The organism is Capnocytophaga granulosa ATCC 51502 (assembly GCF_000411115.1).
Classification (GTDB): domain Bacteria; phylum Bacteroidota; class Bacteroidia; order Flavobacteriales; family Flavobacteriaceae; genus Capnocytophaga; species Capnocytophaga granulosa.
Genome location: NZ_KE150253.1, coordinates 387,919 through 401,847 on the forward strand (window position 1 = coordinate 387,919; position 13,929 = coordinate 401,847).

Sequence of the window (13,929 nt, forward strand, 5' to 3'; positions counted from 1 at the left end):
GAGTGACTAATGACGAGTGACTAGTGACAAATGACAAATGACGAGTGACAAATGACAAATGACGAGTGACAAATGACGAGTGACAAATGACAAGTGACGAGTGACTATCCCTATTGAGGGTATTTGTCACTCGTCACTTGTCACTCATCACTATTATTGTTCTTGTGTATAGAACCAAATATCAGGATTCTTGACGCTAGTCCAGCCTAAGGTACCACGGCCGTAGTCGGTCATGGTGTAGGGGGCATTGTCGGTAAAGATTTTCACTAAGGGTTCTAAGTAGGAATAGTATTTCCAATTCGTGTTTTCGTTAAGGTCTGTTTTCTCTACCAGATTGAATTGGTTGGCATCACAGGCTACACCGAGGTAATCCATGTTGAGTACGGCATTCACATTGGTGCTACTACCTCCCGCGGTAGGAGTGCGGGTAAGATAGAAGTGGAAACCAGCGGCACTGCCTTGTTTGCCAAAGTAAATCATAGGATTGAGTACTTCCCTTACCCGAACATTGTTCACTGTACGAGTACGACGCTTTACGCTGTTATAGGCCGTTAGCATAGCATCACAAACGTAGTTGGTAGCAAAGTTGATCGTAGTGCGTTTGGTGGCAAAGTTGTACGGCAAGCGAGGTAGGCGAGGGGTGGAGAGAAAGCGCACTTGGCTGTTCTTGGTACTTACCCATAGGTATTGCTTACCATCTTGATTCACATCGGTGAGTTCATAGGGGGCGTACTTTACAAGGGCTTCTACCAAGGGGTAAAGTTGGGCAAAGACGTTCCAGTTGAGGCTACGGACACCCTCCACTATATTGACTTGGTTAGGCTTGCCCACAACAGGAAGAAAGTCTAACACATAGCGGGTAGTGGCATTCTGGTAGAAACTAAAGGTAATGCCTGATTCCTCAGTATTGAAGCCCAAGCGTACCAGAGGGGTGGTGCTATAAGGAGTACTACTATAGGAAAAGTTCTTATACTGCTGATAGAGTCGAGTAAAGACAGCATTAGCAGCACAATCCTCTTCGGAGAGGTTCAGCCAAAGCGAGCGTGCTGCAAAGTCGTAGGGGAGTGTATAGCTTAGAGCCGCCTTATAATTGCCATCGGGAGTGGAAAGCTCTTGGTTGTCCTCTGAAAGGTTTAGCTCTGAAAAGGTATATCCCTCTATGGAGGTAGGCTCATAGAGCTTTAGTCCGCTCTCGGTATAGGCATAGGCTACACGCTGGGAGTCACCCTCCCAAGAGAAAGTCAGCTGATGTAGGGTAGGGTGTAGGGTAAGGCTTACCTGCTTTTGGTTGATGGTTATAGGGGCGATACCTACGCTCTTTAACAAGGCGGCTTTCTCGCGTATTTTCTCCAGATAGGTGGTTTTATCTCCCTTGAAAGGAGAGAGTGTGATAAGGTTGTTGGAGCGCTTGCCACGTAGGGAAAACACCCCGTCCTTATAGGACTGGATTTCAAACTGGTTATCTCCCTCCTTACCATGAGGAAAGAGGAAAGAGGGTTCTACAAAGTAGTGCAATACCTTATTGTAAGTATCAAAGGAAAGGATCGCCTTCTCCCCGAAGAGGAGCGAGTAGTCGGAAGTCTCTTCAGTAGGGAGTTCTTCTGAGGCTGCTGTTACCTTGCCATGGGCGAAGGAGACTAAGACATTGTGCCCCCCATAGGCTTGTTCCTCGCCAGCATAGAGGGTGAGCAGCCATTGGGGTGTTCCCTCAAGAGTGGCGGCATAGTCGGAAAGGGTCTGGTTGGTGCGCTGTACATAGCTGGCACCTTCTCCGTAGACAGCTTCTTCTTTTTGGCTACAAGCGGCCAAGAGAAGCAGGGATGAAAGGAGTATATAGGATTGTTTTTTCATAAGTTACCATTCGTATTGGGTGAAATCTTTAGTTTGTAAGAGGGCATGTCGCCTATGGATCTCGGTGCGGAGGGCATCAAGGTCAATGTTCCATTCTCCACGGAGGTAGTTCTTAACCATGGTGATTTTCTTGAGCAAAATCTCCTTGCCTGTATAGGTAGCGGAGGTGTTGTTTTTGCCATCAGCTTTGGCGAGTTCCTCTTCCCAGATGTATCCTTTACGGAGGATACTTCGCTTCCAAGTATTGTAAGCGGTATCGTCCAAGCCATCACCATCGGTATCATGGGCAGTGTCGGCGGCAGGGCAGCCACATTGGTTCTTCTGGTAGTAGATGATATAACGAGCGATGGTCTCCACGAAATCCTCATGGATGTTGTCGCTGGCATAGGCGCTAATAAAGCCAGACTTGAGGTAGGTCTCGCCTGTCCAAGAGCGCGTCCAAGCGCCCCCCTTATAATCAGCTATAGAGAGCTTCTCAAATTCCTTAGGAACGATCTTGACTTGTTCCAAAAGGTGAGAGGACTCGTGATAGATAAGGCGTAGCACACGGTTGTCAATGTTCTTTATCTCGGTTGGGTCAGTGGTATTGGGATTTATATCATTCACCCCTAGCATCTCTATCTTTACTGCATTGGTAGCTAGGCCGTTATAAGCGGTACCCACATCGGAGAAAGCACGAGAGCCTATGAAAACCAGTTCCTTAGGGGAATAGTTTTGTAGGAAGCCCTTAGGAGTAAGCATTGTATAAGGCTCATAGTACATATACTTTAGGAAATTAGCCATTTGCAAGGCCTTCTCCGCAGAAGGCGGTGCCACATAGCGGAACATATTACGGCTGATATTGTTTTCAGAGAATCGGTATACGATATTTACATTGTATGGCTGGGTGAATTTCTCAATGATATATCGGTCGAGTTCTGTGCGGTTCTTAACCTCCTCAGGGGAGGATAGTTGCACCACGCTTTGAGAGGTATCGGGGGTGTCCTTGCTACAACCTATATAGGTGAGGGCAAGTAGGAGGGGGAGTAATCTTAATCGGTTCATAGGAGTTGAATTATCGGTCATTTTGTTGCATACCAGCCGCTACCACATCTACAGGGAGAGGGAGGGTGCGGCGCTTATCATCTTTGGAGAGTACGCTCTTGATGTAGGCGGTACCTTCGTTGTCGAGCTGGTGGCGGTGGATTTCTATACCATAGCGACGGATATCATACCAGCGCAAGCCTTCGCCCAAGGTGAGCAAACGGCGACACTGCAAGAGGAAATGAAGTAGGTTCTCTTGGGTGCTATCTATCGCAAAATCAGGGTGGAGCCTTTTCTTTTGAGTGGCATGGCTAAGCAGCGTAGTGGTATCATAAGCATCGTAGGCCATACGCTCATAGGCAGAGATGATCTCCTCTTGGGTAAATTGTGCTCCAGAGGTGAGGTAGTTCTTGGTAAAATAGCCTAAGTCAGCTACAGCCTCGGCATATTTTCCTTGGAGGATACGTGCTTCAGCACGAACCAAAAGGGTCTCATCGGTGGAGAAAAGGACGATTTGCGAACGGTTATTTACGTAAGTGGGATATTTGGTATAAATATATTTGCTAATTTCGGTACGATAACGCTCAAAAGCCTTGTCCTTATAGTTGTTTTGCCACAAATTATGTTCGTCGCGGAAGGTCTCCCTTACTGAAAGGGCGGCACCATGGGTAAAGCGCGCCACTGAAGTTCCGTCAATATAAGCAGTGGCACTGGTGTGAACAGCCGCAAGCATGAGGTTGGCTTCTACATCGTCACGGGTGTATTCCTTAGCGTGTGCATCTTCGCTGGAGAGCGCTTGGAAAGCCTCCCAGTTGCGTAGGGTGGTAGGCCTCTCTCCCAGTACAGCGGTGGCCATTTGCTCTGCTTTGTCCCACTTTTGGTAATAGAGGAAGAAGCGAGCGGCAAAGGCCTGAGCTGCTTTTTTGTTGAAGTGTAGTTTGGGCACTTTGTAGTAACTATCGTTGATCAGCGGCAGTCCTTGAGTAAGGTCTTGTTCTATACGCTCATACACCTCAGCGACGGTATTGCGTGGGCGCTCAGCTTGGAACTCATTGATAGGTTCGCTTATATAAGGTACACCAAGATCAGTGGTACTGGTTACACTATTGTATTGTTTGCCAAAGAGATTGACCAAGACAAAGTGCGCATATGCACGAACCAAGAGCGCTTCTGCGCGTGCGGCTTGTAGGTCAGGGGTATTGCCTAAGCGGTCAATAGCCTCCAAAGCCACATTGGCATGGTAAATCATGGAATAGTTATCACTCCAGAGGTTGCGCAAGCCATCGCGGGCGCTATATTCGTGGAAATCGCGTTCCCAATAGGCCAATTCGCTAATAAAAGGAATTGTGCGGCGGTTATTGGCACCTATATCATCTATATTATCAGAGGAAAACTCGGTTACTACGGCTGTAGTACGGTTGGGATAGGCACTGACTAAGAATTTCTGTATCTTATCAGCACTATCCAGCTCCACACGGCTGTCGGGATTCTTGTCTAAGAACTTGTTGCACCCTACTAGGCAACATAACAGTAGGGCAAGTAGCGGTATATGATTTCTTTTCATAGGATTCGGTATTAAAGGGTTATAGGCCTACACGTAGGCTGAAAGTCAGCTGTTTAGGATTTGGAATAAAAGAGTCCCCTGTGGAGAACTCAGGGTCAGCCCCATTGAGCTTCTTGTCAGCATAGAGCAAGAAGAGGTTAGTGGCTTGTAGTTTCATGCTCAATCGCTTGATTCTCATGTCCTTGAGTAGGTCTTTGTCAAACTCATACCCTAAGGAAATTTCTTTGAGGCGAATGAAGTCCCCTTTGGCTATGCGGACATCAGAGTAATTGTAAGCGGTGTAGGCATATTCCAAATTAGGCATGTTGTCTCTCTGATAAGAGGAAGCAATGGCAGGTACTTGGGTGCGTTGTTCATCGCCAGGTTGCATCCAGCGATTGGTAAATTCCTTAGGTAAGGCCAAGGCATCATTGTCATAATTGGCCTTGAAGGCGGTAGGCAGGCGCAATACATTACCAAAGGAATAAGTAAGCAACACATTGAGCGATAATCCTTTGTAAGTAAATAGGTTGCCCAAGCTCCCCACATCGGTAGGTCTGGTAGTACCTGAATAGGAGAGGAAATCAAGGTTGTCTCGCTGGTCAAAACGAATACCGTCAATAGTTGTATTGCCATTGGGGTCGGCAAAGGTAGGAAGCCCATCGCTGTTAAGGCCACGGAAAGGAATGGAGAAAATAGAGCTTACGGGGTATCCCTCCTTAGAGAAGCCACTGCCACGCACCATGTCGGATATAGAAGCATCCACATAGAGCTTGGTGATTTTGTTCTCATTCTTGGCATAGATAAAAGTTGTTGTCCAAGAAAAATCCTTGAGCTTGATATTTTGGGTTTGTAGGCTCAGATCTACCCCATAGGAGTGCATTTGTGCCACATTGCCCACTCTGAGGATGCTGCCGCTAAGGCCTTGGGTAGGTACACGACCTATAAGGTCATAGTTTTCGCGGGTATAGCCATCAACAGCTAAGCTGATGCGATTCTTAAAAAAGCCTATCTGTACTCCTATGTTAAACTCTTGTTTTTTCTCATAGGTAAGGTCATAGCTGGCAGGATCGGCCACTTTGAGAGCTGTCTCGCGGGTACGCTCATTGCTACGCCAAGGAATATCCCCCATGATCTTCACCAAGGAAGTAGGCGCGGAAGGACTTTCAGGAATTACCCCAAAAGAAGTCTTGAACGATAGCAGGGAGAGGACAGCATTTTTAGGGAAGAAGGTTTCTTTGGTTACATTCCAAGAGAAGGCAAGGTTCCAAGTAGGCATCCAGCGAATATGGCGGGAAGCGCCAAACTTGTTGGTACCATCGTAGCGGAAGATCCCCTCCAAGGTATAGCGATCAAGGAAAGTATAGGCTGCATTGGAGAAGAAAGCCGCATTGCGCGTAGTGGTACGAGCTACTGTATAGTAGTTAGGGGATTTGCTCTCTTGTATTTGCTTGAAAGCCTCATAAGAGAAATAAGAGATTTCGCCCAACTCATACATCAGTCCGAAGTTCTTACCCCAGTCCTTGCTGCGGTAGGTATCATTGGTTTCCATACCTGTCAAGAACTGGAGCTTATGTTTGCCTCCGTCAAAGGCGTCCTTATAGCTAAGAGTTGAACGGAAGTCTTTGCCAGAGAGGAGGCTTTCGCTCTTCTCGCGGATACCCCCTTCGGGTAGGACGGTACGCCTTACATCAAAGTCATCATAAGGATCTTCGTATAGGTATTCGTTGTTTTTGATCATGTTCAGGTTATCAGCTGCACGATAAGCCCTTGCAATATTGGATTGCTCGGTTTGGTTTAGCTCGTGAGAGATACTCTGATACTTGATAGCCCCCAGAGCTGTAGCCTCTATCTTTGGGGTAATAAGCCAAGAGAGGCGTCCCTGTATCTTGATATCGCCTATATGGCTATCAGTATAATTGTTTTCCAGCTCCTCAAAGATGTTCATAGGGGCATACCTATAGCGGTAAGCCACGGTAGGGTCAAGGGTACGGGAGGTGTTTAGGGCATAGGAATAAGGGTTAAGCTCCAGTTCGGAAGACACTTTTCCAGTGAGAGGATCCACACTGCCAGGGGTACGTCCTTGGCGGTAGGCACCATTGACAATCACATTGAAACTCACCTTTTGGCTGAGCTTGTAGTTGGCGTTGAGATTCGCTGTATAGCGGTCGCTGTGGCTATACTTCATCCAACCTGGGTCGGAGAGTACGCTGATGGAGGCATAGTAAGACGCCTTATCGCTTCCTGTGGAGAGGCTCACCGCATGGTTCTGCATCACCCCTGTTTGGAAGAGCTTGGCAAACCAGTTGGTATTGCGATACTCGGCGGCTCTTAGGTAAGCGGTCTTGGCCGCTTCAGTGTTGTCAAGGCCGAAGTTTCCATCGGGGCCAGCGGTATTGAGCAATTCGTACATACGGGCGATTTCCCCTTTGTAGCGACGGTTGGTGAGAGTCTCATAGGAGAAGTTGCCACGGCGTAGCATTTCCATATAGAAATCCATTTGCTCCTGTGAGTTCATGATGTTGAAGTTGTCATAGGAGGGGATCATTCTAAAGGTAGATTCGTTGGTATAGGTAATATTGTTAGTGCCTTTAGTTCCCTTGCGAGTGGTAACGACAACCACTCCTGCCACGGCACGCGGGCCGTAGATAGAGGTAACGGAAGCGTCCTTGAGCACCTTGAAGGAGGCGATATCATCGGAGGAGAGGCCGCCGAGTGCCGAGGCAATGAGTAGCTTGGCATCGGAGGAGGAGAGCGCGTCGGGAGAGAGTTCTACTCCGTCATCGAGGATTACACCATCCACTACCCAAAGAGGCTTGCTCTCCCCGTAGATGGACGAAGGCCCGCGTACATTGGTACGAGCCACGGTACGCTCTTGAGTGGGGGAGGAGGACTGCGCACTTGCTTGTGTGCTCTCCATAATTACATTTAAGGTGTCGGAAGCCCCTAATGGGTAGGCTACCTCTCGGAATCCTAAAGAGGAGAAAACCAAAGTAGCTCCTTCCTTAACCTTGAGGGAATAGTACCCCTCAGCATTGGTCTGTGTGGTCGTCTGGGATACATCTTTGACAAAGACAACCACATTGGGTAAAGGTCGTCCTTGTGTATCTTTGACAGTTCCATGAATAGTACGTTCTTGAGCAAAGCCCCGAAGGCACCCCAAGAGCATAAATAGTAAGCAAATAGCGGTTCTCATTTGCATATATACCAGTTTTTGTTTTTTGGAGGACAAAGATACGAAAAAAACGGATAAATATGATTAAAAATATTTAAAACATAATATAAAAATAACCAAAAGTAAAAAAGTGTCGAAAAATAAGGGGGATTTATATAACTTAAGTTTCACAAGCCGTTTTTAGGCTATTATTGTAATTATAAATAACTAATAATCAATTATTTGTAGCAATCTCCCAACTAACTTCAATTCCTCGCTCCTAACCTCAATTCCTCCCCCCCCCCTCCGAAAGAGGGGGGGCTAAGAGAGTGAAAATTGGAATATATGTTATAAAAGGCAGATAATTAGACTTATACTAACGAGAGTTCGACGTAAGCAAAAATACATTTTTCTCCCACAGATTCCACGGATTTTCACAGATAAGAGATTATTATTCTTGAGTATTGCGTTGAGATTTGCACTGATAAATAAGGCCTTCGGCCTTATAATCATCCGTGAGAATCGTAGGAGCCGATTACACAAACATAGAAAATCTATGAAATCCGTGAAAATCCGTGGGCGTCTTTTCTCTTTTGAAAGAGATAAATCTCAGAAGAACAACTTATAATGAGACTTTATAACAGCTTTGCCTTTGGAGGGGGTAGGGGGTTAGGTGTTGAATATCAATAAATTACAGAACTTTCGAAACTTAAATCTACAATTGATAGGTATTATAGTCAATCATATTTAGAATGCGAATAAAATGAGAATAAATAAGGCAAGGGGTTCATTCCTAATTCGCTCTTTTTCAAGGGCTAATTGCCATTAGCCCCTACACCTGCTCATGCTAATTTTTCGCAAACCATTTCTGTTTGACTATAAGATCTTTGGCCTTATTTCTCCGATAAATCATAATTTAGTGGCTATGGCAAAGCAACTCTATGACTATTGGTTTGTACAGTTTGACTTTCCTAACGAGGAAGGCAAACCCTATAAAAGCAGTGGCGGTAAAATGGTGTGGAATGAAAAACTAAAAAGAGAGATCCCTGAGGGATGGGAGATTTCTAATCTTGATAATATTGGAAATTTTAAGAATGGTATTAATTATTCAAAAGAAGATATAGGTAATAATAAATACAAGATTGTAAATGTTAGAAATATATCCTCTTCATCTATTTTTATAGACAATAATGAATTAGATGAGATTTTATTAGGAGAAGCAGCAGATAATTATATCATTTCAGATAATGATATTCTGATAGCAAGAAGCGGAATACCTGGCGCAACAAGGATTTTACGTGATTATGAAAAGAACATCATCTATAGTGGTTTTATTATTTGTTTCTCTGTCAATAATATCTATTATAAAAACAAACTGTTTTTTGATATCAAAATGTTAGAATCTACTACTAAAAATCAAAGTAATGGTTCAATATTGAGTAATATAAGTCAGGATATTCTAAAACAGTTAGTGGTAGTTATACCTACAACTAAAACATTAGAAAGTTTTAATAATAATATATCCTTATTATTCTCTTTAATCTGTAACAAACAGAGAGAAATATATTCTCTCACTAAGCAACGAGACGAGTTACTACCTCTTTTAATGAATGGTCAGGTGACGATAGGGTAAAATGCCAGTAGTCGCTCACCTCTAAATTATGATTTATAGACGTAGGGTTTGGGTATTTTTGTTTTCTTTGTATTTTAAAACGATTAAAATGAAAGAAGAATTTATCCAAAATGTATTAGTATCTATTCAAGGAATGCTATCGGTGGAACAGATAGACCTATTAGTAACCTCGCTAACTGTAGAACTCTCTAAGTGTGAGTTGGTCAAAAGAAGTACCGATGAGGAAAAACGTGCCCAGAAGAATGCACAGCTCCTCTCTAATTTTTTGTCAGCTAAGAAGATAGAGGGCTGTTCAGATAAGACACTACATTATTACCAGACTTCTATAGAGAAACTCTTGGCTTATGTGCAAAAACATATTATAGAAATCACTACAAATGATATTCGCTGTTACTTATCAGGCAAACAATCTGAAAATACACTTAGCAAGGTAACCATAGATAACTTACGTCGTATTTTCTCCAGTTTTTTTTCTTGGTTAGAGGACGAAGATTATATAGCCAAAAGTCCTGTCAGACGTATCCATAAGGTACGTACAGATACTTTAGTCAAGGAAGTACTTACTGATGAACATATAGAAGCACTGCGTGATCATTGTACGGAATTGCGCGACTTGGCCATGATAGACCTATTGGCTTCCACAGGAATACGTGTAGGGGAATTAGTAAAAATAAACCGATCTCATATAGATTTCCACGAGCGACAATGTATTGTCTTTGGGAAAGGCAATAAAGAGAGGGAGGTCTATTTCAATGCACGTACCAAAATACACTTAATGAAATACCTTGAGCAACGGAAGGATAATTCTTCAGCCTTGTTTGTCTCACTTACAGCACCTCATACTCCGCTTACTATCAGTGGTGTAGAGAAGCGATTGCAGCAGTTAGGCAAGAGGATAGGTATAGACAAGGTGCACCCACATAAGTTTCGTCGTACCTTGGCGACTATGGCTATAGATAAGGGAATGCCTATAGAACAGGTACAGAAACTCTTAGGGCATGTCAAGATAGATACTACGCTCCACTATGCAATGGTCAATCAGACGAATGTCAAAATAGCTCATAGAAAATTCATAGCATAGTATTTTCGTTTTTCAGCTTATTTCGTACATTTGCATTTTCAAAGTTGTTAAGATGAAATTAGCTGATATTGTAGATGTTTTTATAGCAGGGGATTGGGGAAATGAGAGTCTATCCAACGATACCCCTAATGCAGTATTCTGTATTAGGGGAGCTGATATTATGTCTATAAGAGATCATAAATATACAGATATTCCTAAGCGCTATATCTCAAAAAGAGCAAAAGAAACCAAACTACTTAAAGTAGGTGATTTGGTTATTGAAAAATCGGGGGGTAGTCCCATACAATCTACAGGGCGTATCTCCTATATTTCAGAGGATTTGATACAAGCTAAGAAAGAGTTAGTTTGCTCTAATTTTAGCATAGGTATTCGTGTGAAATCTCGTTGGAATCCGCTATATGTGTATTACTATTGGCAGTATATCTACAACTTGGGTGTATTCTTTAATTTTGAGAGTAAAACCTCAGGAATCAAGAACTTACAACTTGATAGTGCTCTTGAAGCTATAGCTATAGAGGAAATCTCTCTTGAGGTACAGAATCAAATAGTAGCCACTCTTTCCTCTTATGATCATAAAATAGCTTTTAACAGAGCTATAAATCATAATTTAGTGGCTATGGCCAAGCAACTTTATGACTATTGGTTTGTACAGTTTGACTTCCCTAACCGGGACGGCAAACCCTATAAAAGCAGTGGCGGTAAAATGGTGTGGAATGAGAAACTAAAAAGAGAGATCCCTGAGGGATGGGAGGTGAAAGAATTGAACGAAATTATTAAAGTAAAAGATGGAACACATACATCTCCAAAGCCTCAAAATGAAGGGTATTACCTTATAACATCTAAACACATTTCAGAAAATGGTATAGATTTTAATTCTGCTTATAGAATTAGTATTGAAGATTATACGGAAATAAATAGGAGGAGTCTAGTGGAAAGTAGAGACATCCTATTTTCAATGATAGGAACAATAGGACAGAAATATTTAGTTACTGAAAGGACAATTAATTATGCTATCAAAAATATGGCTTTGCTGAAAACATCTCAATATACCGAAATAGTATATTATATATGGCTATATTTGTCAAGTATTGATTATATTAGATATGAAAGCAATGTTATCTCAGGAAGCATTCAGAAATTTATGTCTCTTGATGCTATGCGGAAAATACCAATATTATATAACTTAGAGAAAATATTATCTTTTCAAAAGATTGTAACTAACTTATTCCTGCAAATATCTATAACTAACAGTGAAAATAAAATCCTCACTAAGCAACGAGACGAGTTACTCCCTCTTTTAATGAATGGTCAGGTGACGGTAGGGTAAAATGCCAGTAGTGGCTCACCGCTAAATTATGATTTATAGCTCTATTAAGGTTTAATTTTTTTTCTATATTTTCATATAAAGTAGAAAAATTTTCTATCATAGAATCATCAGGAAGATGTAGATAAAAGTTCTCTAAATATTCATTGCGAATATTATTTATGCTTGTCCCTTTTGCTTGTTTTTGTATATAATTTCTAAAATAACGGCTTCTTAAATAATAGGCAATCAGAGAAGCATACTCCTTCTTTTTAGGGCGAATGATACGTAGAAAAGCCCCTATTTGGATATTATTTAAAGGAGAAAATACTGTAGCACTCTTTCCTAATACATCAACACTTCCTGTGGAAGCAACTATAACAGTATCAAATTCTTTCAAAGCATTTGATATATTATAGTAGCTGTCAGGAAGAAAAACATCGTCATTTTTTAAGATGATAGTATTATTCTGAATATTCCCTCCTCTTAAAATACGAATTCCTTCAGATACAATATCTTTTTTGTCATACGTAACACCCCCAATGATATCAGCTATATCTCCTAATTTATATTTTTTCATTCTATTTCTTTTTGTACAGATCTATTATGTTTGTTTTGTAAACTTTTGTGTTTTTTCCAAAGGAAAATATTTCTATTTAGAGGCTTATTTATCGGTGTTATACCTTAAACTCTTTAGTTGTTTTAGTATTTCCTCTTCTAAGCGATGGCTTTCTTTGAATTGTGCTTCTAAATCGGTTTGGTATTGAGTCATTCGGGTATTGAATTCTTCTTCGGTAATATCTTCATAAGCTATTTTGATATCAAAATACTGTCCTGCAGAGAGGCTATAGCCCTTTTCCTTAATTTCTTCATAGGTTACTGCTACGGAGAAGTCGTCTTCGGCTTTTTTATCAAGGAAGGTATTTACGATTTTATCTACTTCAAAGGGGCGTAGGCGTTTTTTCTTGTTGTTACCCTCTTGATATTCTTCGCCTAACTTACTGGCATCGATGAGGATAACCTTGTCCGTGGTAGCGGATTTGTCAAAAAAGAGAACTGATACGTTGGTACCTGTGGTAGCAAATACATTGCTGGGCATGGACACACAACCATATACCCAATGTTCGTCTACGATGCGTTGTAGAATCTTTCGTTCCACTCCGCTTTTGGCGGTAATAAAACCTGTAGGAATGACAATGGCACCCTTTCCCTTAGGATTTAAAGAGTTGATCACATGTTGGATAAAGCAGGTATAGATCGCCATTTTAGGTTTGTTAGGGTCTGCTTTTTTCACGGCATTGGGGACACCTGCCCAAAAGCGAATACTATCGGCGGCTAAGTGGTCGCGATACTCAGGAAAATCCAGCTTAAAGGGAGGATTGGAGACGACAAAGTCAAACTGACGAAGCGCTTCCGTATGTGGGTCTTTGTGGTAAGGTTCGGTCAGGGTATTTCCTTGGATAACATTTTGAAGAGAAGGGGCTAAATCGTTTAAGATAAGATTTAGCCGTAGCATCTCGCTTGATTTTTCGGATATATCTTGGCTATATATAGAACAATTCCTTTCTCCAATCTCATGGGCTAAGGCCATCAGGAGGGTACCTGTTCCTGCAGAGGGGTCATAGCAGGTTATACTTCTGAGGTCTTCTTGACGGCCTACCAATAGCTTGGCCATGACTTGTGCAATTCCACGAGGGGTGTAATATTCGGCATATTTGCCCCCTCCGGCATTGTTAAAGCCTTTGAGTAAGTGCTCAAATATACCTGAAAAGAAATCATATTTTTCAGTAAATACGTGTTCAAAGTTAAAAGAGGCGATATTACTGAGCAGGGATTTAGCGAAAGCGTCGCGCTTCTGTATATCTGTAATAAATATAGGTTGTTACAGAGCTAAAGATATTTACCTTGCTTCTTCCAGAGGTAGCCACTGAAAAAGTATCAGCATTTAAAAGGGCAATATCCAAGAGGGTGCTATCCAATAGGGTAGATAAATCTCCTCTGCCTGAGGCGTTGTATAGGTGAGAGAGTGTATGCTCTGGTCTCATACGAGGGACAGAGGCAGGAAGGAAAACAAAAAGTTCTTCTATATCCTCCTCAGAAAAGGAATCATATTCCTTGTCCCAACTTTGGGCGTTTCTTAGTCGCTCGCCATAAGTTTTGTCTTTTTTGGCTTCATAGCCGAACTTGTCGTTAAAAAATTTGTAAAGGAAAATCTCTACAACAATCTTATATTCGCTTCCTGTACCTGCTAAGCCGAAAGCACTTGTAGTGCCTTTTAGAGCATCTATCAGGGCAATGGTCTGTCTTGTTATTTCCTCGTGTGCCATAATTTCTATTGGTA

Annotated in this window: 10 protein-coding genes; 3 read left to right on the top strand and 7 right to left on the bottom strand. The window is 42.2% G+C overall.

Going from position 1 to position 13,929, the window contains the following annotated elements:
- Nucleotides 1-153 precede the first annotated feature (153 nt).
- The 4 genes from HMPREF9331_RS06830 to HMPREF9331_RS06845 are packed head-to-tail and all read right to left on the bottom strand — an operon-like array spanning nt 154 to nt 7,619.
- Entirely contained in the window at nt 154-1,851 is a 1,698-nt protein-coding gene (locus HMPREF9331_RS06830; protein ID WP_016420268.1) for a DUF4302 domain-containing protein, read from the bottom strand.
- A gap of 3 nt (nt 1,852-1,854) precedes the next feature.
- On the bottom strand, nt 1,855-2,916 hold the full coding sequence (locus HMPREF9331_RS06835) for a substrate import-associated zinc metallohydrolase lipoprotein (RefSeq protein ID WP_234945852.1): 1,062 nt from the start codon (nt 2,914-2,916) through the stop codon (nt 1,855-1,857).
- Nucleotides 2,906-4,438, bottom strand: a complete 1,533-nt coding sequence (locus HMPREF9331_RS06840; protein WP_016420270.1) for a RagB/SusD family nutrient uptake outer membrane protein — start codon at nt 4,436-4,438, stop codon at nt 2,906-2,908. The genes HMPREF9331_RS06835 and HMPREF9331_RS06840 overlap by 11 nt, the downstream gene beginning before the upstream one ends.
- A gap of 19 nt (nt 4,439-4,457) precedes the next feature.
- Complete coding sequence (locus tag HMPREF9331_RS06845) at nt 4,458-7,619, bottom strand: SusC/RagA family TonB-linked outer membrane protein (RefSeq protein WP_016420271.1); 3,162 nt, start codon at nt 7,617-7,619, stop codon at nt 4,458-4,460.
- An 877-nt stretch (nt 7,620-8,496) separates the two neighbouring features.
- Between HMPREF9331_RS06845 and HMPREF9331_RS06850 the strand changes: the two genes are divergently transcribed.
- The 3 genes from HMPREF9331_RS06850 (at nt 8,497) to HMPREF9331_RS06860 (ending at nt 11,612) form a co-directional block, all read left to right on the top strand.
- Entirely contained in the window at nt 8,497-9,204 is a 708-nt protein-coding gene (locus HMPREF9331_RS06850) for a restriction endonuclease subunit S (RefSeq protein ID WP_016420272.1), read from the top strand.
- 88 nt (nt 9,205-9,292) lie between these two features.
- Nucleotides 9,293-10,285 (top strand): site-specific tyrosine recombinase/integron integrase, encoded by a 993-nt coding sequence (gene xerA / locus HMPREF9331_RS06855; protein ID WP_016420273.1) that lies wholly within the window; start codon nt 9,293-9,295, stop codon nt 10,283-10,285.
- A 52-nt stretch (nt 10,286-10,337) separates the two neighbouring features.
- Nucleotides 10,338-11,612: a restriction endonuclease subunit S gene (locus HMPREF9331_RS06860; RefSeq protein ID WP_016420274.1), complete on the top strand. Its 1,275-nt coding sequence runs from the start codon at nt 10,338-10,340 to the stop codon at nt 11,610-11,612.
- Here HMPREF9331_RS06860 and HMPREF9331_RS06865 read toward each other — a convergent pair.
- The 3 genes from HMPREF9331_RS06865 to HMPREF9331_RS13325 all read right to left on the bottom strand — a co-directional run bounded on the left by HMPREF9331_RS06865 (nt 11,554) and on the right by HMPREF9331_RS13325 (nt 13,915).
- Nucleotides 11,554-12,168 carry a restriction endonuclease subunit S gene (locus HMPREF9331_RS06865; RefSeq protein ID WP_016420275.1) on the bottom strand — a complete coding sequence of 205 codons (615 nt, stop codon included), beginning with the start codon at nt 12,166-12,168 and terminating at the stop codon, nt 11,554-11,556. The two genes, HMPREF9331_RS06860 and HMPREF9331_RS06865, sit on opposite strands and share 59 nt — an antisense overlap.
- Nucleotides 12,169-12,252: 84 nt before the next feature.
- Nucleotides 12,253-13,464 carry an HsdM family class I SAM-dependent methyltransferase gene (locus tag HMPREF9331_RS06870; RefSeq protein WP_345908518.1) on the bottom strand — a complete coding sequence of 404 codons (1,212 nt, stop codon included), beginning with the start codon at nt 13,462-13,464 and terminating at the stop codon, nt 12,253-12,255.
- The gene (locus tag HMPREF9331_RS13325) at nt 13,424-13,915 is read right to left on the bottom strand and encodes a hypothetical protein (protein ID WP_016420277.1); all 492 of its coding nucleotides are present in this window, start codon (nt 13,913-13,915) and stop codon (nt 13,424-13,426) included. Before HMPREF9331_RS13325 ends, HMPREF9331_RS06870 begins: the two co-directional genes overlap by 41 nt.
- Nucleotides 13,916-13,929: the final 14 nt, after the last annotated feature.

Excerpts from the sequence above, each read along its gene's own strand:
- xerA (WP_016420273.1), top strand. The coding sequence starts at position 9,293 with ATGAAAGAAGAATTTATCCAAAATGTATTAGTATCTATTCAAGGAATG.
- HMPREF9331_RS13325 (WP_016420277.1), bottom strand. The coding sequence starts at position 13,915 with ATGGCACACGAGGAAATAACAAGACAGACCATTGCCCTGATAGATGCT.
- HMPREF9331_RS06845 (WP_016420271.1), bottom strand. The coding sequence starts at position 7,619 with ATGCAAATGAGAACCGCTATTTGCTTACTATTTATGCTCTTGGGGTGC.
- HMPREF9331_RS06840 (WP_016420270.1), bottom strand. The coding sequence starts at position 4,438 with ATGAAAAGAAATCATATACCGCTACTTGCCCTACTGTTATGTTGCCTA.
- HMPREF9331_RS06865 (WP_016420275.1), bottom strand. The coding sequence starts at position 12,168 with ATGAAAAAATATAAATTAGGAGATATAGCTGATATCATTGGGGGTGTT.
- HMPREF9331_RS06850 (WP_016420272.1), top strand. The coding sequence starts at position 8,497 with ATGGCAAAGCAACTCTATGACTATTGGTTTGTACAGTTTGACTTTCCT.
- HMPREF9331_RS06835 (WP_234945852.1), bottom strand. The coding sequence starts at position 2,916 with ATGACCGATAATTCAACTCCTATGAACCGATTAAGATTACTCCCCCTC.
- HMPREF9331_RS06860 (WP_016420274.1), top strand. The coding sequence starts at position 10,338 with ATGAAATTAGCTGATATTGTAGATGTTTTTATAGCAGGGGATTGGGGA.
- HMPREF9331_RS06830 (WP_016420268.1), bottom strand. The coding sequence starts at position 1,851 with ATGAAAAAACAATCCTATATACTCCTTTCATCCCTGCTTCTCTTGGCC.